Raw genomic sequence first — 24,346 nt, forward strand, 5'->3', positions numbered from 1 at the left:
CCATGCTGAAGACCCTGATTGAAGCGTTCGCGCTGATCTCCACCTGGGAGGTGGTCATCGCGATGTTCGCGGCCTCCGTTTACGGCCTCGTCATCGGCTCGCTGCCGGGCCTGTCGGCGACGATGGCGACCGCCCTGCTCGTCCCCGTCACCTTCTACCTGTCGCCGATCGCGGCGATCGCGACCATCGTCGCGGCGTCCTCGATGGCGATCTTCTCCGGCGACATTCCCGGCGCGCTGCTGCGCATTCCCGGAACGCCCGCGTCCGCCGCCTATGCGGACGAAGCCTATGCCATGACGCGCAAGGGCCAGGCCGAGCTGGCGCTCGGGGCCGGCGTCTGGTTCTCAGCGGTCGGCGGCATCGCCGGCGTGCTGTCGCTGATGATCTTGGCGCCGCCGCTCGCCGAGGTCGCGCTGTCGTTCTCCACCTTCGAATATTTCTGGCTGGCGCTGCTCGGCCTGATGTGCGCCACCCTGGTCGCGCGTTCCTCGCCGGTGAAGGCGATCGCCGGCATGTTCCTCGGCCTGCTCGTCTCCTGCATCGGCATCGAGAATCCGGGCGGCGTGCCGCGCTTCACCTTCGGCATCACCGACCTGTTCGGCGGCATCGAGCCGATCCCGGCGCTGGTCGGCGTGTTCGCGGTGGCGCAGGTGATGCGCGCGATGCTGACGCCGGAACCACCTCCACTGCCGCGTCGAAAATTCGGAAGCATCATGGCCGGCCAGTGGAAGCTGACCAGGAAATACCATTGGCAGATGACGCGCGGAAACATCGTCGGCATCATCATCGGGGTGCTGCCCGGCGCCGGCGCCGACATGGCCGCCTGGGTCAGCTACGCGATGTCCAAGCGCTTCTCCAAGGAGCCGGAGAAATTCGGCACCGGCCATGTCGAAGGCCTGGTCGAGGCCGGCGCCAGCAACAATGCCAGCATCGCCTCGGGCTGGGTGCCCTCGCTGCTGTTCGGGATTCCCGGCGACACCATCGCCGCGATCGCGATCGGCGTGCTCTACATGAAGGGGCTCAATCCCGGCCCGACGCTGTTCACCGAGAAGGCGTCGAGCATGTACGCGATCTACCTGATGTTCATCATCGCGAACATCCTGATGATCCCGCTCGGCATCGCCATGATCCGGATCGCCGCCTACATCCTGCTGGCACCGCGCTCCGCCATCATGCCGATCATCATGCTGTGCTGCGCGGTCGGCTCGTTCGCGATCGGCAACAACATGTTCGGCGTCGTCACCGTCGCCGCCTTCGGCGTGATCGGCTACGTGATGGAGGCGAACGGCTATCCCGTCGCCGCGATGGTGCTCGGCATCGTCATGGGCACCATGGTCGAGCAGGCCTTCGTCACTTCGCTGATCAAGTCCGACGGCAGTATCCTGCCGTTCTTCGAACGCCCCGTCGCCGCCATCCTCGCCGCCATGGCGATCGGCGCACTGCTGTGGCCGGTGATGGTATGGGTCTGGCGCAAGGTGAAACCGGTGCAGACGGCGGCAGCAACATCCCGGTGATAGGGGGCGGGCGGCCCTCGCCTGCCCCGCCGGGGCGTTGTAAAGCAAGGCATGGTTGAGAAGAAGGTTTCACTGGACATCAAATCCCTCGCCCGCGACCTCCGCTCCGGCAGTCGCGCGGCCCTCGCCCGGGCCATCACGCTGGTGGAGAGCCGGCGCGGCGACCACCAGGCGCTGGCGCGGGAGCTGGTGCAGATGCTGCTGCCCGACACCGGCAAGGCGTTTCGCGTCGGCATCACCGGCTCGCCCGGGGTCGGCAAGTCCACCACCATCGACGCGCTCGGCACCTATCTGATCGAGCAGGGCCACAAGGTCGCAGTGCTCGCGGTCGATCCGTCCTCGGCGCGCAGCGGCGGATCGATCCTGGGCGACAAGACGCGGATGGCGCGGCTGTCGGCGTCGGATGACGCCTTCATCCGCCCCTCGCCATCCTCGGGCACGCTCGGGGGCGTCGCCGCGAAGACGCGCGAGGCGATGCTGCTATGCGAGGCGGCCGGCTTCGGCGTCGTGCTGGTCGAGACCGTCGGCATCGGCCAGTCCGAGACGGCGGTCTGCGACATGACCGACTTCTTCCTCGCATTGATGCTGCCCGGCGGCGGGGACGAGCTCCAGGGCATCAAGAAGGGCCTGGTCGAGCTCGCCGACATGATCGCGATCAACAAGGCCGACGGCGACAATCTCAAGCGCGCCAACATCACCGCCGCCGACTATCGCAGCGCGCTGCATATTTTGGCGCCGCGGTCCGAGCATTGGCACCCGCCGGTCGAGACCTATTCGGCGCTGACCGGCGACGGCATCGCAAAGATCTGGCAAAAGGTCCTCGATCACCACAAGGCGATGAACGCGTCCGGCGATTTCGCCGCGCGCCGGCGCGAGCAGCAGGTGAAATGGATGTGGTCGATGCTGGAGCAGCGCATGCTGGCGCGGCTGCGCAGCGAGGCATCGGTGCGGACCAGGGTCCGGAAGATCGAGGCCGAAGTCGCCGATGGTCATCTCACGCCGGCGCTCGCCGCCGAGCAAATTCTGGGGCTGCTGCAATGAGCCAAAAGCTCCGCATTCTCCTGACCGGCTTCGGTCCCTTCCCCGGCGCGCCCTATAACCCGACACAGCCGCTGGTGGCACGGCTGGCGCGGCTGCGCCGCCCGGCACTCGACGACGTCGAGCTTGCGACCCACATTTTCCCTGTGACCTATGCCGCCGTTGACCGGCAATTGCCGGAGGTGCTCGCGGCGCAAAAGCCCGATGCGCTGCTGATGTTCGGCCTTGCGGCGCGGACCTCGTACCTGCGCATCGAGACCCGCGCGCGCAACGCGGTCACCCTGCTCTGGCCCGATGCCGCCAACACCCGCTCGAGCAAGCGCGGCATCGCCGGCGATGCGGATGCGATGCTGTTCGGCCCGCACACCGCAAGGCTGCTGCGCGCCGCACGCCTCACCGGCATCGATGCACGCGCCTCGCGCGATGCCGGCGCCTATCTCTGCAACTACTTAAGCTGGCGCGCGATCGAGAACGCGAGGGACGGCGGGCCACGGCTGGCGGCGTTCATCCATATTCCGCTGCTTGCGCGCAGCGGTACAGTGCGGCTCAAGGGTGCGCCACGGATCACGCTGGAGGAACTGGTGGATGCCGGGGAAGCCATGCTGGTGGAAATGGTGCGATTGGCCCGGAAGGCCCGCACTTCGTAGGGTGGGCAAAGGCGCACTTGCGCCGTGCCCACCTTCTCTTTCAATCCGGGTGACAATGGTGGGCACGCTGCGCTTTGCCCACCCTACGGCACCTCGCTTTGCGTAAACATTTAACCCTACCGCGAACAATCCTCATCGCCCCGGCCGCCTTGCGCCATTTCTGCGCTACCTAACCGCTGCGGACACTTCCCGCGTCCGCCGGAGGACGCATCCATGGACCTCAACCGGCGTCATCTCATCGGGGCCTCGACCGCCGGCATCGCCGGCGCGCTGGCCATGCCGGCCGACGCTGCGCGCACGGCGCCGCTGACGTCGCTGCTCGGCCGCGACGCCACGCAATATGGCGTGCGGCCCGGCAGCAGCGAGGACCAGACCCGCGCACTCCAGCGCGCCATCGACGAGGCCGCGCGGGCACAGATGCCGCTGGCGCTGCCGCCGGGCGTCTACCGCAGCGGATTGCTGCGGCTGCCGAACGGCGCACAACTGATCGGCGTGCGCGGCGCGACGAAAATCGTGTTCACCGGCGGGCCGTCGGCGATCCGGAGCGACGGCGCCGATGCGATCGGCCTTTCCGGCATCACCTTCGACGGTGGCGGCATCCCGCTGCCGACACGGCGCGGACTGATCCACGTTCTCGGCGGCCGCAACGTCCGCATCACCGATTGCGAGATCACAGGCTCCGGCGGCAGCGGCATCTGGCTCGAGCAGATCTTAGGCGATATCTCCGGCAACATCTTCACCAGCATCGCGGTGACGGCCGTGGTCTCGTTCGACGCCAAGGGCCTCAGCGTCGCCCGCAACACCATCATCGGCACCAACGACAACGGCATCGAGATCCTGCGCAGCGCGATCGGCGATGACGGCACGCTGGTCGCAGACAACCGCATCGAGGACATCAAGGCCGGCCCCGGCGGCTCCGGCCAGTACGGCAACGCCATCAACGCCTTCCGCGCCGGCAATGTGATCGTGCGCGGCAACCGCATCAAAAATTGCGACTATTCCGCGGTGCGCGGCAATTCCGCCTCCAACATCCACATCACAGGCAACAGCGTCAGCGATGTGCGCGAGGTCGCGCTCTATTCCGAGTTCGCGTTCGAGGCGGCGGTGATCGCCAACAACATTGTGGACGGCGCCGCCGTCGGTGTCTCCGTCTGCAATTTCAACGAGGGCGGCCGCATCGCGGTGGTCCAGGGCAACATCATCCGCAATCTGATCCCGAAGCGGCCGATCGGCACCGCGCCTGACGACGATGCCGGCGTCGGCATCTACATCGAGGCGGATACCTCGGTGACCGGCAACGTGATCGAGAACGTGCCGTCCTACGGCATCGTCGCCGGCTGGGGCAAATATCTGCGCGACGTCGCGATCACGGGCAACGTGATCCGCAAGGCGCTGGCCGGAATCGGCGTCTCCGTGGTGCCGGGCGCCGGCACCGCGCTCGTCAACAACAACATGATCTCCGAGACCCCGCGCGGCGCCGTGGTCGGCCTCGATCACGCGCGCGCGGTGACGGCGGATCTGGCGGCGGACGGCGCGCAGCGCTTTGCGCAGGTGATGGTCGGCGGGAACGCGGTGCGGCGGTAGATGCGCGGCAGCGGACGGGCCGTTCATCCTTCGAGGCTCCCCATGGGACGCGTTGCGTCCCATGCCTCACACCTCAGGATGACGGGTTTGAAAAGGCGCGGCCGCCTCACCTTTCCTCTTAGAACGTATTCCGCAGCAGCGGGTATTTCGCTTCGATGCCGTCGAGGCTGAGGGTGAATTCGACGACGCGCTCGGGGGCGGCGACGATTTCGTCCGCCGGGGGCGAGAATTGCTGCAGCAGCGTTGCCACCGCGGCAGGCGCCTTCACTGCAGGTGCGGCAACCGATGCTATTGCAGCGGGTTCGGCGAACGGCGACCTCACGGGAGGCGCGGTGCGCGGCGCCAACGCAGCAGGCGCTGCGGACGGCGTCCTCACGACAGGTACCGTCGGCAGCGCCCTCGCCGCGGGAGCCTTGAGCGGGGGGACGGCGGCGGGTGCAGTGAACGATGCCACCGCAGCGGGCGCCGCGAGCGGTGCGCTGGGAGCGAGCGGCACGAGCGGGGCTTCGGTCACCTCGGCGAGCACATTCGGCGTGGGGGCGAGCCTGACCGGCACGGCGGTCTCGGGGGCGATGTGGACCGCCTTCGGCTGCATGGTCTGGGCCTGCTGCTCGCGCGGCGCCATGCGGGGCATTGTCGCCGGCGACCAGCCGAATGCGGGGGTGACGCTCGCGGCCGCCGCGGCAACGTCCCCGCCGGTGGCGATGGCGCGCCAGGTCTGGACGGCGCGCTTGGCTTCCTGGATGTTTTCGAGGAATGCGATCTCGGAGTGATAGCGGCGCCAGCGTCCGGTCTCGAACATTTCGGAGAGATGTTGCAGCCGCTGTTCCGCGAGAACGCACCAGCGTGCCGCGATCTCACGGCTACCAGCCGCGCCGCGAACAAGATCGCGAACAGACTCTTGGCGATGTGTCATGGACCAGCCCGTCAGGAGAAAAATACGGACGCGGGGGACGCAACGCACACGAATCAATTTAGACGCGACATGAATATTTTGTGGAAAAGTTTTGACTTGTCCAGCAACGACACCTCGTTCGTCGTCAAAGACCGTAGTCGTGCGGAGATTTGCTGTGTTTTCGAGTCAAGCTTCGCACAAGCATAGCGGGCGTGCGGGATGCCGGCCGACCGATGGCGACGAACGCAAGCGCGATCGCTCAACCGGAAGCTGATCTCAAATACGGCTTCAAGGAATCGGATGCCCCGAAAAGAAAAGACCCGTCCGGGGGGACAACCGGACGGGTCGAGCCATATGGGCGCTTGGGGTGGATGGGCGCTCGCGCCTGATATGACTGATGGGGAGGGATGACCGCTCCCACATAATTTGGTCGTGGCAGCCGGCTGAACGTTCAATGCGGCGTTCGATTATTTAACCTTCGGCCCGCGCGCAAAGTTGTCGCAGCGCCTATCGCGTCGCCGGCCTATCCACCTGAGAAATCGTGGATTTATCATCCGAGCTCGACAGCGAGGGCTGCTCGATCGCGCGGATGCCGGGCTCGTCGCGACGTGGCTGCCCATCTTCACGTTTTGTTGTACCGGACGCAGCCGCAACCGGCGTCGCGCTGTCGGCGGGAACAGCCATGACCGCGGCAAACGCATCGGCCTCGCCGTCGCCGAACAGATCATCACGCCCGGGTGAGCCGAGATCGCGCGCGGTCTTCGCAAGCGTCATGCGCAGCGCCTCCGGCTTGAGCGCGTAGTTGCGCTCGAGCAGCAGCGCCGCGACGCCGGAGACATAGGCCGCCGAGAACGAGGTTCCCGACGTCATCTGGTATTTGCCTTCCGGCGCCGGCAGGAAGATGTCGACGCCCGGCGCCGCCAGCGCGATGTAGTTGCCGCGGTTCGAGGCGGTGAACAGCTTGTCCTGCTGGTCGGTCGCGCTGACCGCGATCACGTTGGGATTGGCGGCGGGATAGAGCGGCGGCGATTTCGCACCCGCATTGCCGGCGGCCGCGATCAGCACGAGGCCGCGCGCCGCGGTCGCCGCGATGGCCCGCTCGATCACGGCATCCTTCGGACCTGCAAAGCTCATATTGACGATCTGCGCGCCATGCTCGGCGGCGTAGTTCAACGAGCGCAGGATGATATAGGACGAGCTCTCGGCGCCACCCGTGGTGCCGCCGAAGGCGCGGATCGCGATGATGCGCGCCTCGGGCGCGCTGCCCATCAGCCGGGCATGTGCCACGATCGCCCCGGCGATGCCGGTGCCGTGAATATGCGGGCCCTCGGCGCTGCCGAGCGCGTCGAAATTGTCGGCGATGGAATTGGCGAGCTCGGGATGTTTGGCGTCGATGCCGGAGTCGATCACGGCAACCGTCACGTTGGCGCCGTGCGCCAGCGTGTGCGCCTGCGGGAGGCGGAGCTTTGTCAGCACATATTGCGCGGGATCGCCCTCGGTCGGCACGGAGGATTTCTGGTCCTGGAGCACGTAGCGGAAGTTGGGCTGGACCGAGCGCACGCTGCCGTCGGCGGCGAATTCGCGCCGCACCGTCTCGGCGGGCCGGCCGTCGGTGATACGGAACAGGCCGAAGGTCGCCCCGATCAGCGGAAAATTCTCGGACGCGACGCGCGCGAGGCCGTGGCGACGCGCGAGCTCATCGGCTTCGGTCACCGATAGCGCGCCGTCGATCTCGGCGACGAATTCGCCTGCGAAGATGCGCTGGTTCAGGGCGACGGGCGTGTTGTTGCCGCGCCCCTTGCCCGCGCTCTTCTTGCCGGACTTGCCGGCGCCGTCACCGCCTGTATTTGGCTGCGCCAGGCATTCGCCGTCGGCGTCGCGGTACGGTGCCGTGCAGGACGGATACAGGTTCGGCGAGTAGCGCGCATAAGGCAGCACCGGCGCCGGCCCGATTCGGGGCGTAGAGATACGTGCGGTCGTCATCGTGCGCGGGCCGCGATCAATGCTTACCGCCCGCGCAGCAACGTTGGGAGAGATGGTCGGCGTGCGCGAGGGAACGCTGATCGTGGGCGTGCGCATGATCGCCTGCGCCTGCGCAACCTCGACGCCGAGACTGGCGGCGAGCAGGAGCGCGGCTCCGACCGACGAAGCGTAGGCCCCGGCTCGCGACTTACTCTCGGACTTGCGCGTCATCGGTTCAGCGGCGCCTTACGGCGCCGCGACGGCGAGGTTGACGAACTTCTCGCGCTGCATCCTGCCGAGCAGCGAGGCGAGTTCGTCCTGGCTCATCGCCTTGTCGAACTGGAGGCGGAACATGCCGCCCTTGGCATCCCCGATGATCGAGGCCTGGTAGCTGTCGAGCAGCGCCGTGATGTCGGCGACCCGCGCCTCGGGCGTGAAGCGCACCAGCGCGCGCGCCGGCGCAACGGCAGCGCCAAGCTCGCGCGTGATCGGCGCGCTGGTCGAAAGCGAGGCGGTCTGGAAGGTCGTGGGCTGGGTCTTCATCAGCACCGCGCCGATGATGCCGGCCTGGAGCACGAGCGCGACTGCACCGAGGCTCGCCGACCAGGCCAGGGTCCGCGGCGACAGGCTCGCGAAGAAGGTCGCGATGCGCGCCGACAGCGGCAGCGATCCGGTCTCACGCGCCGGCTCGGCGTCGATCGCGCCGAACAGCTTCTGCATCGCGCGTGCCGACGGAGCCCCCAGGCTCTCGTTCAGATGGATGGTCTCTTCGTACTCGCCGCGGATCGCGGCATATTGTTTCGCGAGCTCGGGATCACGCGCCAGCGCGTCCTCGACGCGGCGGGCGTCGCGCGCGTTCAGCGTGCCGGCCGCGTGCCACGGCAGCAGCAGTTCAATCTCACTGGGCTCTTGCTCCAGCATCTTTTTGCTCAAAGCCATCATGGCCAGCCTCGCTCAACGCCGGCTGCCTTCAGCAGTTCGGCCAGTTTCTTGCGCGCATAGAACAAGCGCGTCTTTACAGTGTTCTCCGGTATCCCGACGATTTCGGCCACTTCTTCCACGGACTTCTCGTGGTAGTAGACGAGATCGACGATTTCCCGGTGTTCCGGCGAGAGGCCCGTCAGACACTCCCGCAACGCTTCACTGGTATCCTTCTTCTGCACCACCGTTTCCGGATTGTCGGACGTATCCTCAATCGCGTTCGCGGCGTCTTCGTCCAACTCAAAGTCCTTCCTGCGCCGGAGCGCCGAGAGGGCCTTGAATCGGGTAATGGCCAGCAGCCAAGTAGAAACTGCGGATCGACCCTCGAACTTGCCGGCTTGACGCCAGACGTCGAGAAACACCTCGCTGATGAGGTCTTCCGCCGCCTGCTCGTCCCGTACGAGCCTGAGGCCGAACCTGTAGACCCTGACATGGTGCCGCCCGTACAGCACCTGCATGGCAAGCCGGTCACCCTGAGCGATCCTGGCGATGAGGATCTCGTCCGAAGCCGCCTGTGTCACGCTCAAAGGCCGTCTCGCAAGGTTGGTCGGGTCGATGCAGCGGACGGTTCGACGGCAGGTGCAAAATTGTTCAACCTACCGCAGTCATACGGGAGCTTGTGTGATCTACCCCACATACGCGGATTTTTCCTGTCCCGCCCGTGCGGGTCGGCCGTTTGGATCCAGATCGGTAACATAATACTGCAACATTTCCCTGCGGAACGCCTGCCCGGTCACGGGCGGGCCGACCAAGTTCGGTTCCATAGCAGTCCTGCACGACGTATGTCTCACGAAGGCCTGCTTTGGCTCGACCGCATCGCAAACGATGCCTAATCGCCGGCAAATTCCCCCAGCGACCGACATCACCCTGTTCTGCGCTGCACGGTTCGGATTCGCTTTCAAAGGATACCAAACCTAAAGGCTTGCCACGTAGATTTTTGGGCTGACATCCACCATTGGCGGGACCATGAACACGGCCGCGACGTCCTTTCCGGAGAGGAATGCCGCTGAGGTCGCGGAACTCGTTCTCGCGCCCGAGGCGGCGGCCCCCGAAGTCCGGGAGCGCCGGGCCCGGCAGCGCCGCCAGATGTATGTCGGCCAGGTGGCGAGCTACTCGCTCGGCGCCTCGGTCCTGCTGATCTACGCCTATGACGGCACGATCTCGGTCGACATTACCTCGCTGTTCTGGTTCGGCGGCCTCCTGATCATCGGCACGTTCACCGTGCTGTCGGAAGCCGGCATCGGCGACAGATTCACCGACCACTACCTCACCGTCTTCCAGATCTCGGCGCATATGGCGCTGCAATTCGTGTTCCTGCTGTCGGTCCCGACCATCGGCATCGCCTTCATCTGCGTGCTGTTCCTGATCTTCGCCTTCGGCACGCTGCGCATGACCTCGGCCCAGGCGATGATCACCTGGACGCTCGCGGCCATCGGCCTTGCCGCCGTCTTCCTCGCCTCCGACCTGCCGATCGGCATGCCCGTTGCTACCCGGCTGCAGCGGACCGCCTCGATGCTGTGCTTCGTGCTGGTGATCGGCCAGTGCGCCTTCCTCGGCCTGTTCGGCGCCACGCTGCGCAAGATCCTGTACCAGCGCAGCATCGAGCTGAAGGCTGCCTATCAGCGCATCGAGGAACTGGCCGAGCTCGACGAGCTGACCGGGTCCTACAACCGCCGCTGCATCATGCGACTGCTCGACGCCGAGATGGACAAGTCGCGGCGGGCATCGACATCTTGCACGATCGCGCTGATTGATCTCGACTGGTTCAAGCGCATCAACGATGCCCACGGCCATCCCATCGGCGACGAGGTGCTGCGCACCTTCGCGATCACCATATTCGCCAACATCCGCCCGACCGACTGCTTCGGCCGCTACGGCGGCGAGGAATTCCTGCTGTTGCTGCCGGACACCGACGGCGAGGCGGCCCCGCGCATGCTCGAGCGCTTGCGCAGCATCGTCGCCGATCTCGACTGGAGCGCATTCTCCCCCGGCATGCGCGTGACGATTTCCGCGGGCGTCGTGACGCTGCGCGACATTGATACTGCCGACACGTTTCTCGCGCGCGCCGACAGCGCGCTCTATTCAGCCAAGGCGCAAGGCCGCAACCGTATTGCAACGAACTGACCAACCCATTTTCTCCGGCACGTGAGAAGCCGCCGCCGGACCAAACGCTCCAGGACAGGGCAATGATATCCAGATCCGCCAGACCATCCGAGAACCTGCTCGAGGAATTGCAGGCTGCGCTCTCGCACGGCACCGTTGTGCGCCGGGTCGAGGCGCTGCGCCGCGTCACCGATCTGTTCGTGGGCAATGCAGTGGATTACTCCGACGAGCACATCCGCGTGTTCGACGACGTATTCCAGTGCCTGATCGAACAGATCGAGACCTCGGCGAGGACGCTGCTCGCCGACCGCCTCGCACCGATCGCGGCGGCACCGCCGAAGATCATCCGCACGCTCGCGCTCGACGAGGTGATCGAGGTCGCAGGACCGGTGCTGTCGAAATCGGAACGGCTGGACGAGGCGACCCTGATCGAGATCGCGCGCACGCGGGGTCAGGCGCATCTGAAGGCGATCTCGCTGCGGCGGGTGCTGTCGGCAGCACTCACCGACGTGCTGGTGACGCGCGGCAACGAGGACGTCGTGCAATCGACCGTCGGCAATCCCGGCGCACAGCTCTCCGAGGACAGCCTCTCCGACCTCGTCACGCGGGCCGAGCGCGATGACGACCTCGCCACATGCATCGGCCTGCGGCCCGACCTGCCGCGCCATCACTACCTGAAGCTGGTCGCGAAGGCGTCCCTGAGCGTGCGCAGGAAGCTCGAGGCCGCGCATCCGGAGCTCGCGGACGAGGTGTCGAGCGTGGTCCAGGAAGCGGCCCAGCGGGTCCGCGCCGCGGCCATGACCCGGCAAACCGAGATAGCGCGCGCGCTGGTGAAGTCGCTCCACGAGGACGGCCGCCTCAACGAATTCCAGGTCACCGCCTTCGCCGAGCAAGGCAAGTTCGACGAGACCAATGCGGGCCTCGCGGCGCTCGCCGGCGTTGCGGTCGAGACCGCCGAGAACATGATGATCGAGAGCCGCACCGAGGGCGTGATGATCCTCGCCAAGGTCGCGGGCATGTCGTGGGCGAGCGTGCGCGCAATCATCGCCCTGCGCGAAAAGCTCTCGGGCGGCTCGCAGACCGACATGCTGACGCTGCGCGATACCTACGAGGCCCTGCGCTCATCGACCGCGCAGCAGGTGCTGCGTTTCCACCGCATGCAGCACGGCACGACGCCCGCGGCCTAATACCGCAACACCCTCGCCCCAACCGCCGCTCCGATCGCGGCTACCAGGGCGGTCGCGATCGTGTACCAGGTCGCGACGAACAGCGGCGAGTCGTCGGTGCAGTGCGAGGCGTAGAGCGTCGCGGCGAGCCCGGCCGACACCAGGCCGGCGAGCGCACCGGCGAGCGCGGGGTGCGATGGCGCGCCGTGGCGCAGGCCGAACAGCGCTCCCGCCAGCAGCGGCAGCGACATCGCCGGGATCGCCAGCAGGCAAACCCTGGAGTTCTTGCCCATCAAGCGCATCGACATCGGCATGGCCGGCGCCATCATCGTCTCGCCGCCGATCGCGACCGCAAGAAGGCCGACGGGAAGCAGCAACAGCCAGCCCCAGCCGCGCAGCAAGGCCTCGGGCCGCGACAGATGCAGGCTGACGATGATCGCGGGGATCGCGAGCGACAGCGTCACCGCGAACTTCATGTCGAAGAACGGGTTGTGCATGGCGCTCATCACGTCGGGCCGCACGCCGAGGAACGTCGCGAAGATCAGGATCGACAGCGGCGCGGCGACCAGGAGCGCCATGGTCAGCACGGCGCCGACGCGCGGGGTGCGATGGGCGTTGTCGGCCGCAAGCGAGCGAATGAGTTGATCGGTATCCATGACTAGTGGTCCCGCAGTTTGGCCGTGAGCGCCGCAAGTCCGCGATGCAGCGCGACCCGTACTGCGCCCTCGCTCATCGAAAACTTTGCCGCCGTGTCCTTGATCGACGCGCTGTCGACCGCGATCGACTGCAACACGTCGCGCTGGCGCTGCGGCAGCGTGTTGAGCTGCGCCGTGACCTCGCCCGCCGAAGCCGTCTCCTGCGGCGTCTCGCCCGGCAGGGTCTCGGCGAAATCATCGATGTTGACGAAGACCCGCCGGCCACGTCGTCTTAGCGCATCGATCAGCTTGTTGCGGGCGATCGCGAACAGCCAGGGTGCGAAGGGGGCTTCGCTGTCCCAGGTGTGCCGCTTCAGATGCACCGCCAACAGAATCTCCTGCACGATATCCTCGGCCTGGTCGGGAGGCTGGCCGGCCCGCGCCAGCCCGCGCCTCGCGGCAGCGCGCAGCACCGGCGTGACCGCCTTCAACAGGCGATGATACGCCGCATCATCGCCCGCCATGGCCGACCGCATCAGGCCGGTCCATTCGTCCTCACGTCCGCGCACCCGCGCCCTCATCATGCAATTCGGCCGCTCTTTCAATTTGTTACGCCGGCACCGGTACGATCACGGTTTCGTGATAGATGCTGTGCCACCGTCCAATGCGGCCGTGGAAATCCGCGACGGCTCATAACACCGATCGGTCCCGTTCGCATCCGGCGACCGGCCGCGAAGGGGCGGCTTGCCCCGTTTTTGCCCGGTCTAGCCCGAAGATTCCCATTTTTTGCCCCGCTATCGTCACGCCACGGCGTCTCTGTTCGGTCCGGGCATGGGTGGATTGGGGAGATCGTCAACATGATCAAAGCCAGCGGGCGCGCTGCCCTGATTCTTTTGGCCGGGCTTTTCCTGCTGTTCGGAGGCGCTGCACAGGCGGCGCCGAGTTCGGCTGCGAGCAGCCCATCGGACAGCGCAGGCAAACAGGCTGATGCAGTCCAGCCGAGCAAGCACCGGCGTCACTCTGCGCGCCGCACCAGCAGCAAGACGGCGCAGAAGTCCTCCGACGACAAGGCCGGCAAGACGGACGCTGCGGCAAAGTCCGACGCGGCCAGGGCTGACAGCAAGGCCGACAACAAGGCTGGTGGCGATGTGCCGGCCTCGAGCCAGATGCCGCCGGAGGTCGCCAACGCTAAGGCTCAGCTCGCCGCCGCCGATACGCCGCCCGCGGCTGCGGCCTCCGCGATGACGGACCGCGCCAACGACAACGTCCAGGCAGCGGCCGATAATACCGCCGCCCCGAACGCCGAGAGCCAGGTGGTGGCGCCCGACCAGCTCAACGATCTCGACCGCGCCCTGCAACAGGACAGCCCGCCGGCGCAGAAGCAGAACGCGGTGATCGCCGCAACCGACGCGCAGCCGCGACCCGCGCCGGTGATGGCGAGCAGCCACCAGAGCTCGGCCTGGGACCAGAGCTCCCTGATCGGCAAGATCTTCATCGGCGTCGGCACGCTGCTGACCCTGGCCTCCGCCGCGCGGATGTTCATGGCCTGATTTCTTGGCCTGATTTCTTGGCCTGATTTCTTGGCCTGAGTTCTTGGCCTGATCTTTTGGCCTGATCTTTTGGCCCGACGGACCTCGCCCGGGACGCGCAGTTTGCTGCGCGTCCCGGGCGGCCTTGTTCCGGCAGCTTTTCGGGGCCCCTTGAAGCCCACCGCGGCAGCAGGCACATTGCCCGCCCAATCAAAAGCGTGGGTGGAGCATGAGCACGTTCGAACACATCATCGTCGAAAGCCAAGGCGCGGTCGGCATCATCAAGCTGAACCGGCCGAAGATGCTCAATGCGCTCTCCTTCGGCGTCTTCCGCGAGATTGCGGCCGCCGTCGACGATCTCGAGGGCGATGATACCATCGGCTGCATCGTCGTGACCGGCAGCGAGAAAGCCTTTGCCGCTGGCGCCGACATCAAGGAGATGCAGCCGAAGGGCTTCATCGACATGTTCTCCGAGGATTTCTCCGCGATCGGCGGCGACCGCGTCGCGCGCTGCCGCAAGCCGACCATCGCCGCTGTCGCGGGCTACGCGCTCGGCGGCGGCTGCGAGCTCGCCATGATGTGCGACTTCATCATCGCCGCCGACACCGCCAAGTTCGGCCAGCCCGAAATCACGCTCGGCACCATTCCCGGCATCGGCGGCACCCAGCGCCTGACCCGCGCGATCGGCAAGTCCAAGGCGATGGACCTCTGCCTCACCGGCCGCATGATGGATGCGGCGGAAGCCGAGCGAAGCGGCCTCGTCAGCCGCATCGTGCCCGCCGACAAGCTCATGGACGAGGTGATGGCGGCCGCCGAAAAGATCGCGTCGATGTCACGGCCCGCCGTCGCCATGGCCAAGGAAGCGGTGAACCGCGCCTTCGAGACCACGCTCGCCGAGGGCATGAGCGTCGAGCGCAACCTGTTCCACTCGACCTTCGCGCTGGAAGACCGCTCCGAGGGCATGGCCGCGTTCATCGAGAAGCGCAAACCGGTGAACAAGAACCGCTGAGGCAGCACCTGGTCAGGCCGGTGTAAGGCTCTGACGCTTTCCCGCACAACCCCTGTGACGCGCCTGCAACAAGCACGGAATACATGGGGGTTTTCCCCGCGGCAGTTTGCCTGCGGGACCCCGGCTGGTTAAACAGTTAAGAGGCCACCGTCGGCGGGGGCGGACAGCCGGGGTTTAGCGGGATTACATGATTGGGCGTGCCGCCAGAGTTGGTCGCGTGATGACGCGGCATCGATCGGGCGTGGGTCCTGTGCTTGCGACATGGACCGCGCTGGCGCTCTGTTGCGCCCTGCCCTCGGCCGCCGGGGCCGAAGCCCTGCCGGAGGCGCTGGCCAAGGCCTACCAGACCAACCCGCAGCTCAATGCCGAGCGCGCGCGGCAGCGTGCGACCGATGAGAACGTGCCGCAGGCGCTCGCCGGCTACCGGCCGCAACTCGTTGCAAGCCTCAGCGCCGGCTTGCAGTCGGTGCGCAACCTGTTGCCCAACAATACGATCCAGACCGCCAATCTGACGCCATGGGTCATCGGCGTCACCGTGACGCAGACCCTGTTCAACGGCTTCCGCACCGCCAATAACGTGCGGGCCGCCGAGCTCCAGGTGCAGTCGGGCCGCGAGGCGCTGCGCAATGTCGGCCAGGGCGTGCTGCTCGACGCGGTCACCGCCTACACCAATGTGCTGGCGAATCAGTCGCTGGTGGAGGCGCAGCGCTCCAACGTCGCCTTCCTGCGCGAGACGCTTTCCGTCACCCAGCGCCGCCTCAACGCCGGCGACGTCACGCCGACCGACACCGCGCAGGCCGAGGCCCGTCTCAACCGCGGGCTCTCCGACCTCAATGCCGCCGAAGTCGCGCTCGCGGTGAGCCAGGCAATATACGCGCAGGTGATCGGCAATGCGCCATCGCAGCTTCGGGCCGCCGAAGTGGTCGACCGCTATCTGCCGAAGAGCCGCGAGGATGCGCTGACAATGGCGATCCGTCAGCATCCAGCCGTGATGGCGGCAGGCTTCGACGTCGATGTCGCCTCCACCAACATCCGCGTCGCGGAAGGCGCCCTGCTGCCGAGCGCCAGCATCCAGGGCAGCGCCAGCAAAAGCCGCAACAACGACCCCACACTCGGCACGTTCGCAGAGGACCAGGCCTCGATCGTCGCCAACGTCACCGCGCCGATCTATGACGGCGGCCAGGCCGCCGCGCAGACCCGGCAGGCCAAGGAGATCACCGCTCAGAGCCGGCTCGTGCTCGACCAGGTGCGCAATCAGGCCCGCACCGCGGCAGTCAGCGCCTGGGTTGCGAACGAAGGCGCCAAGATCGCGGTCTCGGCCTCCGAGTCCGAAGTGAAGGCGGCGACCGTCGCGCTCCAGGGCGTGCAGCGCGAGGCCGCCGGCGGACAGCGCACGACGGTGGACGTGCTGAACTCGCAGGCCGATCTGATCCAGGCCAAGGCCCGTCTGATCGGCGCGCTGCGCGACCGCGTGATCGCCTCCTACACGCTGCTCAGCGCCGTCGGCCATCTCGACGTCAAGACCTTGAGCCTGAACACGCCGGACTACCTGCCGGAGGTGCACTACCAGCAGGTCCGCGACGCCTGGCACGGCCTGCGCACGCCGTCAGGGCAGTAGTTTCAATCTTTTGGCCCGGTGCCATGAAGAGCCGCCGCATCCATCTGATGGGAGCTTCGGGCTCCGGCGTGACGACGCTCGGTCGCGCGCTCGCCGGGCGGCTTGCGCTTCCGCATCACGACAGCGATGATTATTTCTGGCTGCCGACCGCGCCACCCTACCAGACGACGCGCCCCGCCGCAGAGCGCCTGCGCCTGATGCACGAGATGTTTCTGCCGCGTCTCGATTGGGTGCTCAGCGGATCCGTCACCGGCTGGGGCGAGGAACTCGCTCCGTTGTTCGATCTCGTCGTCTTCGTCACCGCACCGCGCGAAATCCGGCTGAAGCGATTGCGCGCCCGCGAGGCCGCCCATTTTGGCGTTGAGGCGGTCGCGCCGGGCGGCTGGCGCCATGACGAGACCGAAGCCTTCGTCGAATGGGCCTCCCATTACGAGGCCGGTGATCGCGAAGGCCGCAATCTTGCAAAGCATGAGGCCTGGCTCGCGGGCCTGCCCTGCCCGGTCGTGCGCGTTGACGGCTCAAACCCGCTTGCGAACCTTGTCGAGCAGCTATGCAGCGAAGCGGAGCGATTGCCGGGCTGATGTGATACTGTCCCGGTCCAACCTCCAAATAACGAAGCAGGGAGAGAAACCATGCTCGACCGACGCAGCGTCCTGCTTGCCTCACTTGCCGCCGGAGTAGCCATGACCAGCAAAGCCCACGCCCGCGCGTCGCAGCCCGCGACGCCGGTCAATTTCGACGTTCCGGCGCATGCCTGCGACTGCCACACCCACATCCATGGCGATCCCGAAAAGTTTCCGTTCTTCGCAGGCCGCGTCTATACGCCGGAGCTGGCGAGCCCTGAAGAAATGGCCGCGCTGCACAAGGCGCTGCATATCGAGCGCGTGGTGATCGTGACGCCGAGCGTCTACGGCACCGACAACTCCTCCACTCTGTTCGGCATGAAGGCGCGTGGCGGGACCGCGCGCGGGGTCGCCGTGATCGACGACAAGACGACCGAAGCGCAGCTCGACGCGATGCAGCAGGAAGGCTTCCGCGGCATCCGCATCAACCTTGCGACCGGCGGCATCAGCGATCCCAATGTCGGCCGGGCCCGCTTCACTGCGGCCGTCGAGCGCATGAAGGCGCGCGGCTGGCACGTGCAGCTCTACACCACGCTGCCGATGATCTCGGCGATCAAGGACCTGGTGCTGGCCGCGCCCGTGCCCGCGGTGTTCGATCATTTCGGCGGCCTCGAGGCTTCGCTCGGGCTGGAGCAGCCGGGATTTTCCGACCTGGTCGCGCTCGTCAAATCCGGCAAGGCCTATGTGAAGATCTCCGGCGCCTATCGCTCGTCAAAACTCGCGCCGGACTATCAGGACATGGTGCCCTTTGCGCGCGCGCTGATCGAGGCCAATCCGGATCGCATCGTCTGGGGCACCGACTGGCCGCATCCGGATTCGAGTCATGTCGAGGGACGGAAAGCCACCGACGTCGCGCCTCTCTACCAGATCGATGACGGCCGCCTGCTCAACCAGCTTCCGGTGTGGGCACCGGATGCGGATGTGCGCAAAAAGATCCTGGTCGACAATCCGGGGCGGCTCTACGGATTCTGAGTCGCGACGGCCGCCCGCGATCAGCGCGCACGGCGGGAGAAGAAGGAGATCAGGACCGGCAAGGTCACCAGGATCACGACCGGCGCCAGCATCATGCCGGTGACGACGACGACCGCGAGCGGCTTCTGCACCTGCGATCCGATGCCCTCCGACAGGGCAGCGGGCAAGAGGCCGACGCCGGCGACGACGCAGGTCATCAGCACGGGCCGAAGCTGAAGCTCGCCGGTGCGGATCACCGCGCTCACGCGGTCCATGCCTTCCTCGATGAGCTGGTTGAACTGCGACAGGATGATGATGCCATCCATGACCGCGATGCCGAACAGCGCGATGAAGCCGATCGCCGCAGAGACGCTGAACGCCGTGCCGGTGATCAACAGCCCGAGCACGCCGCCGAAGATCGCCATCGGGATCACGCTCATCGCGAGCAGCGTGTCGGTCATCGAGCCGAAATTGAACCAGAGCAGAACACCGATCAGCGCCAGCGAAATCGGCACCACGATCGACAGGCGCCGGATCGCGTCCTGGAGATTGCCGAACTCGCCGACCCAGTCCATGTGCGAGCCGGGCGGCAGTTGCACCTGGTCGGCGATCTTCTGTTGCGCCTCGCGGATCGCGCTGCCGAGATCGCGCTCGCGGACCGAGAACTTGATCGGCAGGTAGCGCTCCTGCTGCTCGCGGTAGATGTAGGCCGCGCCCGAGACGAGGCTGATGGTGGCGACCTCGCTCAACGGGATCTGCGTGACGGTCCCGTTCGGCCCCGGCGCGCCGATGCGCAGGTTCTGGATCGCCTCCGCGCTCCGGCGGTATTCCGGCGCAAGCCGAACGATGATCGGGAAATGGCGGTCGCTTCCGGGCTCGTAGAGATCGCCCGCGGTGTCGCCGCCAATCGCGACCTTGATGGTGGCGTTGATGTCGCCCGGTGCGAGGCCGTAGCGCGCGGCCTTGGCGCGGTCGATGTCGATCTGGATGGTCGGCTGACCGAGCGATGTGAACACCGCAAGGTCGGTGACACCCTGCACCGTCGACAGCACCTGCTTGATCTTGTTGGCGGTGTCGGTAAGCGCCTGCAGATCGCTGCCGAACAGCTTGATCGAGTTCTCGCCCTTCACGCCGGAGACGGCCTCGGAGACGTTGTCCTGAAGATATTGCGAGAAGTTGAACTCGACGCCGGGGAAGCGGTCGTCGAGCTGCTTGAGCAGTTGCGCGGTCAGCTCTTCCTTGTCGCGCGTGCCGGGCCATTGGCTCACGGGCTTGAGCGGCGCGAAGAACTCGGCGTTGAAGAAGCCGGCCGCGTCGGTGCCGTCGTCGGGACGGCCATGCTGCGACACCACCGATTCCACCTCGGGCCGGGCGCGGATCACCTTGCGCATCTCGTTGACGTAGGTGTTGCCTTCCTGGAGCGAGATGGTCGGCGGCAGCGTGGCGCGGATCCAGAGATTGCCCTCTTCCAGCTTGGGCAGGAATTCGAGGCCGAGCAGCCGGCTGAGCGCCACCGTCATCAGCACGAGGCCGACCGCACCGCCGAGCATGATGCCGCGATTGGCGACGGCCCAATGCAGCACCGGCATGTAGATCCGGTGCAGGATCAACATGACTTTGGTCTCGGTTTCCTCGACATGCGCAGGCAGGATGATCGCGGACAGCGCCGGCGTCACCGTGAAGGTGGCCAGCAGCCCGCCGGCAAGCGCATAGGCATAGGTGCGCGCCATCGGTCCGAAGATGTTGCCTTCGACGCCGGAGAGCGTGAACAGCGGCAGGAAGGCCGCGATAATGATGGCGGCGGCGAAGAAGATCGAGCGCGACACGTCGGCCGCGGCGCTGAGGATGGCGTGGCTCTTCATGCCGAACAGCGTCTCGGACGACATGTGCTCGGATTCGGACACCGGCGTCGTCTGCGTCAGGCGGCGGAAGATCGCCTCCACCATGATGACGGTGGCATCGACGATCAGGCCGAAATCGATCGCGCCGACCGACAGCAGGTTCGCCGATTCGCCGCGCAGCACCAGGATGATCACCGCGAAGAACAGCGCGAACGGAATGGTGGCGCCGACGATCAGCGCGCTGCGCAGGTCGCCGAGGAAGATCCACTGCAACAGCACGATCAGCAGAATGCCGACCACCATGTTGTGCAGCACGGTGTGGGTCGTGAGCTCAATCAGGTCGCCGCGGTCGTAGATGCGCTCGATGCGCACGCCGGGCGGCAGAATGCTGGAGTTGTTGATGGTTTGAACGAGCTGGTGGACGCGCTTGATGGTTGGCGAGCTCTGCTCGCCGCGGCGCATCAGGACGATGCCCTGCACGATGTCGTCGGCATCGTCGATGCCGGCAATACCGAGGCGAGGCCTCTGCCCGACCGTGACTGTGGCGACGTCCTTGACCAGCACCGGGTTGCCGTTGGTCTGCGAGACCATGGTGTTGGCAAGGTCGTCGATCGAACGTATCAGGCCGACGCCGCGCACCACGGCCGATTGCTGGCCGATATTGACGGTGTTGCCGCCGACGTTGACGTTCGCATTGCCGACCGCCTGGAGCAGTTGCGGCAGCGTCAGGCCGTTGGCGACGAGCTTGTTGAAATCGACCTGGAGCTCGTAGGTCTTGCTCTTGCCGCCCCACCCGGTGACGTCGATGACGCCCGGCACGGCGCGGAAGCGGCGCTGGAGGATCCAGTCCTGGATCGTCTTCAGGTCGAGCACGCTGTAGTTCGGCGGGCCGACCAGGCGGTAGCGGAAGATCTCGCCGATCGGGCTGAGCGGCGAGATCTGCGGCTGCACATTGCCCGGCAGCGGCGCGAGCTGCGCCAGGCGGTTCAAGACCTGCTGCAACGCCTCGTCGTAGGTGTAGGCGAAGGAGAACTGGAGCTTGATGTCAGAGAGGCCGTAGAGCGAGATGGTGCGGATGGTCGTGAGGTTCTTCAGACCCGCGACCTGGGTCTCGATCGGGATCGTGATGTAACGCTCGATTTCCTCGGCCGACAGGCCCGGGCTCTGCGTCACGATGTCGACCATCGGCGGGGTCGGGTCGGGATAGGCCTCGATATTGAGCTGGTTGAATGCGATCAAGCCGCCGATCAGCACGGCAACGAACATGCCGACCATCAGGTAGCGCCGGTTGACGGCAAGGGCGACGAGACGATCCATTCAGGTCTTCAGTTTGTTTTCAGTTTTTGGGTCGTCGATCAGCTGCCGGACGCCGCGCGGTCGATGAACAGGCTGCCCTTGGTGACGATCTGCTCGCCGGGTTGCAGGTTGCTCGTGACTTCGACGAGGTTGCCGTTGATCAGGCCGATCTTGATCTGGCGCAGCTCGACCGACTTGTCTTCGCGCGCCACCCAGATGCGAACCTTGTCGGCTTCATAGATCAACGCCTGTTTCGGCACCGCAGGTGCCGCGCGGTCGCCGGCCGAATAGATCGTGACGTTGGCGAACATTTCCGGCTTGAGCACGCCGTCCTTGTTGTCGATGGTGGCGCGAACCAGCAGACGGCGGGTGCTGGGATCGATCGCGGCGGCGACGTAGTTGATCTTGGCGGTCAGCGGCCGGCCCGGCAGCGCTATCACGTTGACGGTGATGTCCTGCCCGATGCACACAGCGGCCGCATCGCTCTCACGCACGAAGGCGGTGAGCCAGACCGTGGAAAGGTCGCCGATCACGAAGACCGGATCGCTGGCGCCGGAATTGACGTACTGGCCCGGGCCGATCTTGCGCTGCACGACCGTGCCGGAGATCGGCGAGTAGATCGTGATCTCCCGATCGATGACGCCCTTGTCCTGGAACGCCTTGATGGTTTCGTCGGTGAAGCCGAGAATCCGCAGCTTGTTGCGTGCGGCTTCCAGCGCCGTCGCCGAGGAGCGCATGTCGTTCTGCGCCTGGACCTGGGTGGCTTCCGCCTGCTGATAGTCCTTCAGCGGAATGGCGTGGCCCTCATAGAGATCCTTGGCCCGCTTGAACTGGATGTCGGCAAGATCGATCGCCGACTTCGCCTTGTTCTGCGAGGTCATCGCCGCGATGAAATCGTTCTGGGCCTGCACGGTGTCGGCGGCCTCGATCGTGAACAGCGGTTGACCTTGCTTCAGCATCTCGCCGGGCTTGGCGAGCAGCTTGGTGACCCGGCCCGCATAGGGCGAGAACACCGGCGTCGAGCGGTCCTCGTCGACCGCGACCTTGCCCTCGGTGACATATTCGGCCCGGAAGGTCTTGGCCTTGACCGGCTCGATCGTCAGGGTCGCCCATTCGGACGGGGTCGGCGTGAAATTCTGCGCGTTCCTGCGCGACTGGCTGGAGACCTCGGAATGACTTTTTTCCTTGGTCCCCGCATAGAGGAAGCCGTAGGCACCGGCGCCGGCGAGTGCCAGTAAAACTACGGATGAGATCACCCGCTGTTTTGTAAGCACCTGCAATCGCTTGGTATTTTCAACTACCATGGGGCCCGGTCATGTCTGCGACGATCTCGGCAAACAATTGCCTCATCGGTCGCGCTAATAGTGCCGAATTCAGATTTCAAACAACCTAAAAAACGCCCGGCACCTTTCCGTTTGCGTTAAAATTTTGCGACGCGTCAGCTCCAAGTAAGCCAAGTAAGCTCAGTGTCAGCTTCTCACCGGCCACTGTGCCGGATGACTGCCGAGCGGCATCGCCGGACGGCTCCATTGCGCCGGCGTTCTCGACAGCAGCGCCGAATGGCGCACCGCTTTCAACGTGCCGAAGCCAGATGGCATGCTCTCGATGAACGCTGCATGTACAGCCTCGCCCGTAAGATCCGGGGTGTCCAGTCCGCCGTCGAGCCGGCCGAGATTCCACAACCAGCGGCCGGTCTGCGCCAGCGACACGCGCACGTGCCAGCTGCCGCCTTCGCGGGCCTGGCGCGCCCTGGCCATCATCGCGCCGAACGCCATGAGATAGCCGGTGGCGTGATCGAGTATCTGTGCCGGCAATTCCTTGGGACCGTCGATGCCGGCGGCCTTCCCCTCGGCATGGTTGAAGCCGGTGGTGGTTTGCACCAGAGAGTCGAAGCCGCGCCGCTCGGCCCAGGGTCCGGCATGACCGTAGGCTGACAGAGTCACGTAGACGATGCCGGGATTGATCTTCGCTGCCTCCTCGGGCGAGAAACCCAGAGCTGCGAGCGCGTGCGGGCGATAGCCTTGCGAGAAGATGTCGACGTCCTTCAACAGCGCACGCATCTGCGCCCTGCCCGCCTCGCTCTTCAGCTCGATGAAGGTGGTGAGCTTGCCGCGGCCGGTGTCGATGGTGAGCCAGGGAATGGCGGGCAACTCAGGCCCCGAGACCAGGAGCACATCGGCACCGTGCGCGGCGAGCGTACGGCCGGCGACGGGGCCCGCGATGACGCGGGAGAGATCGAGCACGCGGAGGCCGGCGAGCGGGCGATCGCCTTCAAGCCACGGCTTTGGCGGGGCCTCGCCGATCTTCTCGATCGAGATCAACGGCAGTTCGGCGAGCGCACGTGCCTGCAGCAGTGCGGACCACTCGTCGTGAGAGCGCATCAGGGCAACGACGCCGCCGGCAGCGTAGGCCGCGGTTTCGAAATCCTCGCCCTTCCACCGCATCAACGCGGCCTGCACCTTCTCGCGCTCCGCCTCGCAAGCCAGCACCTTGCAGACCGCGTCGCGGTGATGCGGAAAGTTGGTGTGGCAGCGGACGAAGCGGCCATCGCCTGTGCTGTAGACGCCGGCGATGGCGTCCCGGGCCGGTGGCGGCGGCTTGTCGTCGAGCCGCAAATAGCGCTCGGAACGGCATTCGGCCACGGCATGGCGCATGTCGACATGGACGTCCTGCACCTCGCCGCTGCGCAATCGCCAGATTTCGGCGGCAGCAAGGCCCGCGGCAGCGATTGTGGTTTGGCCGGCGACAGCGACACGAAACGAGGACGGGATCTGCGGCTCTTCGCCGGTCAGTCGCACGCGTGCAAGCGCGGCCTTATCGCCGCCGGCGGAGGTCCAGATGCCCTCGAGAATATCGGCAGGGCTTTGCATGGCCGCTTCTCTCCCTTTCGGGTTGTTGTTTTGCGTACGATCCTTCCGGAAAACCGCTGCGCACTTTTCAGGATCATGCTGTAC

Annotated in this window: 20 protein-coding genes; 11 read left to right on the plus strand and 9 right to left on the minus strand. The window is 66.1% G+C overall.

What is annotated here, in order from left to right; all coding sequences use genetic code 11:
- Positions 1 to 2: 2 nt before the first annotated feature.
- From ACVWW6_RS37005 to ACVWW6_RS37020, 4 genes are all read left to right on the plus strand, one after another.
- On the plus strand, positions 3 to 1,514 hold the full coding sequence (locus ACVWW6_RS37005) for a tripartite tricarboxylate transporter permease (RefSeq protein ID WP_011085833.1): 1,512 nt from the start codon (positions 3 to 5) through the stop codon (positions 1,512 to 1,514).
- 51 nt (positions 1,515 to 1,565) lie between these two features.
- The gene (gene meaB / locus ACVWW6_RS37010) at positions 1,566 to 2,555 is read left to right on the plus strand and encodes a methylmalonyl Co-A mutase-associated GTPase MeaB (RefSeq protein ID WP_011085832.1); all 990 of its coding nucleotides are present in this window, start codon (positions 1,566 to 1,568) and stop codon (positions 2,553 to 2,555) included.
- Positions 2,552 to 3,199, plus strand: a complete 648-nt coding sequence (locus ACVWW6_RS37015) for a pyroglutamyl-peptidase I family protein (protein ID WP_456682489.1) — start codon at positions 2,552 to 2,554, stop codon at positions 3,197 to 3,199. Before meaB ends, ACVWW6_RS37015 begins: the two co-directional genes overlap by 4 nt.
- 213 nt (positions 3,200 to 3,412) lie before the next feature.
- A complete protein-coding gene (locus tag ACVWW6_RS37020; RefSeq protein WP_456682490.1) occupies positions 3,413 to 4,783 on the plus strand; it encodes a TIGR03808 family TAT-translocated repetitive protein in 1,371 nt (456 codons plus the stop codon).
- A gap of 118 nt (positions 4,784 to 4,901) precedes the next feature.
- On the opposite strand, the gene ACVWW6_RS37025 is transcribed toward ACVWW6_RS37020, so the two are convergent.
- From ACVWW6_RS37025 to ACVWW6_RS37040, 4 genes are all read right to left on the minus strand, one after another.
- The gene (locus tag ACVWW6_RS37025) at positions 4,902 to 5,699 is read right to left on the minus strand and encodes a TIGR03809 family protein (RefSeq protein WP_304551749.1); all 798 of its coding nucleotides are present in this window, start codon (positions 5,697 to 5,699) and stop codon (positions 4,902 to 4,904) included.
- Between the two features lie 486 nt (positions 5,700 to 6,185).
- Positions 6,186 to 7,871: a S8 family serine peptidase gene (locus ACVWW6_RS37030; protein ID WP_456682491.1), complete on the minus strand. Its 1,686-nt coding sequence runs from the start codon at positions 7,869 to 7,871 to the stop codon at positions 6,186 to 6,188.
- A 15-nt stretch (positions 7,872 to 7,886) separates the two neighbouring features.
- Positions 7,887 to 8,582, minus strand: a complete 696-nt coding sequence (locus ACVWW6_RS37035) for a hypothetical protein (protein ID WP_011085827.1) — start codon at positions 8,580 to 8,582, stop codon at positions 7,887 to 7,889.
- Complete coding sequence (locus ACVWW6_RS37040; protein ID WP_038965738.1) at positions 8,579 to 9,148, minus strand: sigma-70 family RNA polymerase sigma factor; 570 nt, start codon at positions 9,146 to 9,148, stop codon at positions 8,579 to 8,581. The genes ACVWW6_RS37035 and ACVWW6_RS37040 overlap by 4 nt, the downstream gene beginning before the upstream one ends.
- Positions 9,149 to 9,587: 439 nt before the next feature.
- Between ACVWW6_RS37040 and ACVWW6_RS37045 the strand changes: the two genes are divergently transcribed.
- Together ACVWW6_RS37045 and ACVWW6_RS37050 are read left to right on the plus strand one after the other, a co-directional pair.
- The gene (locus ACVWW6_RS37045; RefSeq protein WP_456682492.1) at positions 9,588 to 10,745 is read left to right on the plus strand and encodes a GGDEF domain-containing protein; all 1,158 of its coding nucleotides are present in this window, start codon (positions 9,588 to 9,590) and stop codon (positions 10,743 to 10,745) included.
- 62 nt (positions 10,746 to 10,807) lie between these two features.
- The gene (locus ACVWW6_RS37050) at positions 10,808 to 11,911 is read left to right on the plus strand and encodes a DUF2336 domain-containing protein (protein WP_060911157.1); all 1,104 of its coding nucleotides are present in this window, start codon (positions 10,808 to 10,810) and stop codon (positions 11,909 to 11,911) included.
- On the opposite strand, the gene ACVWW6_RS37055 is transcribed toward ACVWW6_RS37050, so the two are convergent.
- Complete coding sequence (locus ACVWW6_RS37055) at positions 11,908 to 12,546, minus strand: DUF1109 domain-containing protein (protein ID WP_304551741.1); 639 nt, start codon at positions 12,544 to 12,546, stop codon at positions 11,908 to 11,910. The two genes, ACVWW6_RS37050 and ACVWW6_RS37055, sit on opposite strands and share 4 nt — an antisense overlap.
- A 2-nt stretch (positions 12,547 to 12,548) precedes the next feature.
- Positions 12,549 to 13,094 (minus strand): sigma-70 family RNA polymerase sigma factor, encoded by a 546-nt coding sequence (locus ACVWW6_RS37060; RefSeq protein WP_028172304.1) that lies wholly within the window; start codon positions 13,092 to 13,094, stop codon positions 12,549 to 12,551.
- A 288-nt stretch (positions 13,095 to 13,382) separates the two neighbouring features.
- Here ACVWW6_RS37060 and ACVWW6_RS37065 point away from each other — a divergent pair, with 288 nt between their 5' ends.
- The 5 genes from ACVWW6_RS37065 (at position 13,383) to ACVWW6_RS37085 (ending at position 18,276) form a co-directional block, all read left to right on the plus strand.
- Positions 13,383 to 14,075, plus strand: coding sequence for a hypothetical protein (locus ACVWW6_RS37065; RefSeq protein ID WP_060911156.1), 693 nt, complete (start codon positions 13,383 to 13,385; stop codon positions 14,073 to 14,075).
- 208 nt (positions 14,076 to 14,283) lie between these two features.
- Entirely contained in the window at positions 14,284 to 15,063 is a 780-nt protein-coding gene (locus ACVWW6_RS37070) for an enoyl-CoA hydratase (RefSeq protein ID WP_456682493.1), read from the plus strand.
- Between the two features lie 187 nt (positions 15,064 to 15,250).
- A complete protein-coding gene (locus ACVWW6_RS37075) occupies positions 15,251 to 16,681 on the plus strand; it encodes a TolC family outer membrane protein (protein ID WP_028172306.1) in 1,431 nt (476 codons plus the stop codon).
- 23 nt (positions 16,682 to 16,704) lie between these two features.
- Positions 16,705 to 17,262, plus strand: a complete 558-nt coding sequence (locus ACVWW6_RS37080; RefSeq protein WP_456682494.1) for a hypothetical protein — start codon at positions 16,705 to 16,707, stop codon at positions 17,260 to 17,262.
- Positions 17,263 to 17,313: 51 nt separating this feature from the next.
- Positions 17,314 to 18,276 carry an amidohydrolase family protein gene (locus ACVWW6_RS37085; RefSeq protein WP_456682495.1) on the plus strand — a complete coding sequence of 321 codons (963 nt, stop codon included), beginning with the start codon at positions 17,314 to 17,316 and terminating at the stop codon, positions 18,274 to 18,276.
- A gap of 20 nt (positions 18,277 to 18,296) precedes the next feature.
- Here the strand turns inward: ACVWW6_RS37085 and ACVWW6_RS37090 are convergent, their stop codons facing one another.
- The 3 genes from ACVWW6_RS37090 to ACVWW6_RS37100 all read right to left on the minus strand — a co-directional run bounded on the left by ACVWW6_RS37090 (position 18,297) and on the right by ACVWW6_RS37100 (position 24,262).
- Entirely contained in the window at positions 18,297 to 21,413 is a 3,117-nt protein-coding gene (locus tag ACVWW6_RS37090) for an efflux RND transporter permease subunit (RefSeq protein ID WP_028172309.1), read from the minus strand.
- 38 nt (positions 21,414 to 21,451) lie between these two features.
- Complete coding sequence (locus ACVWW6_RS37095; protein ID WP_028172310.1) at positions 21,452 to 22,696, minus strand: efflux RND transporter periplasmic adaptor subunit; 1,245 nt, start codon at positions 22,694 to 22,696, stop codon at positions 21,452 to 21,454.
- A gap of 165 nt (positions 22,697 to 22,861) precedes the next feature.
- Positions 22,862 to 24,262, minus strand: coding sequence for a CoA transferase (locus ACVWW6_RS37100; RefSeq protein ID WP_456682496.1), 1,401 nt, complete (start codon positions 24,260 to 24,262; stop codon positions 22,862 to 22,864).
- Positions 24,263 to 24,346: the final 84 nt, after the last annotated feature.

The sequence above is a fragment of the Bradyrhizobium sp. USDA 3311 genome, assembly GCF_054062495.1.

Coding starts and splice junctions, on each gene's coding strand:
- ACVWW6_RS37005 (WP_011085833.1), top strand. CDS start 3: ATGCTGAAGACCCTGATTGAAGCGTTCGCGCTGATCTCCACCTGGGAG.
- meaB (WP_011085832.1), top strand. CDS start 1,566: ATGGTTGAGAAGAAGGTTTCACTGGACATCAAATCCCTCGCCCGCGAC.
- ACVWW6_RS37015 (WP_456682489.1), top strand. CDS start 2,552: ATGAGCCAAAAGCTCCGCATTCTCCTGACCGGCTTCGGTCCCTTCCCC.
- ACVWW6_RS37020 (WP_456682490.1), top strand. CDS start 3,413: ATGGACCTCAACCGGCGTCATCTCATCGGGGCCTCGACCGCCGGCATC.
- ACVWW6_RS37025 (WP_304551749.1), bottom strand. CDS start 5,699: ATGACACATCGCCAAGAGTCTGTTCGCGATCTTGTTCGCGGCGCGGCT.
- ACVWW6_RS37030 (WP_456682491.1), bottom strand. CDS start 7,871: ATGACGCGCAAGTCCGAGAGTAAGTCGCGAGCCGGGGCCTACGCTTCG.
- ACVWW6_RS37035 (WP_011085827.1), bottom strand. CDS start 8,582: ATGATGGCTTTGAGCAAAAAGATGCTGGAGCAAGAGCCCAGTGAGATT.
- ACVWW6_RS37045 (WP_456682492.1), top strand. CDS start 9,588: ATGAACACGGCCGCGACGTCCTTTCCGGAGAGGAATGCCGCTGAGGTC.
- ACVWW6_RS37050 (WP_060911157.1), top strand. CDS start 10,808: ATGATATCCAGATCCGCCAGACCATCCGAGAACCTGCTCGAGGAATTG.
- ACVWW6_RS37055 (WP_304551741.1), bottom strand. CDS start 12,546: ATGGATACCGATCAACTCATTCGCTCGCTTGCGGCCGACAACGCCCAT.
- ACVWW6_RS37065 (WP_060911156.1), top strand. CDS start 13,383: ATGATCAAAGCCAGCGGGCGCGCTGCCCTGATTCTTTTGGCCGGGCTT.
- ACVWW6_RS37070 (WP_456682493.1), top strand. CDS start 14,284: ATGAGCACGTTCGAACACATCATCGTCGAAAGCCAAGGCGCGGTCGGC.
- ACVWW6_RS37075 (WP_028172306.1), top strand. CDS start 15,251: ATGATTGGGCGTGCCGCCAGAGTTGGTCGCGTGATGACGCGGCATCGA.
- ACVWW6_RS37080 (WP_456682494.1), top strand. CDS start 16,705: ATGAAGAGCCGCCGCATCCATCTGATGGGAGCTTCGGGCTCCGGCGTG.
- ACVWW6_RS37085 (WP_456682495.1), top strand. CDS start 17,314: ATGCTCGACCGACGCAGCGTCCTGCTTGCCTCACTTGCCGCCGGAGTA.
- ACVWW6_RS37090 (WP_028172309.1), bottom strand. CDS start 21,413: ATGGATCGTCTCGTCGCCCTTGCCGTCAACCGGCGCTACCTGATGGTC.
- ACVWW6_RS37095 (WP_028172310.1), bottom strand. CDS start 22,696: ATGGTAGTTGAAAATACCAAGCGATTGCAGGTGCTTACAAAACAGCGG.
- ACVWW6_RS37100 (WP_456682496.1), bottom strand. CDS start 24,262: ATGCAAAGCCCTGCCGATATTCTCGAGGGCATCTGGACCTCCGCCGGC.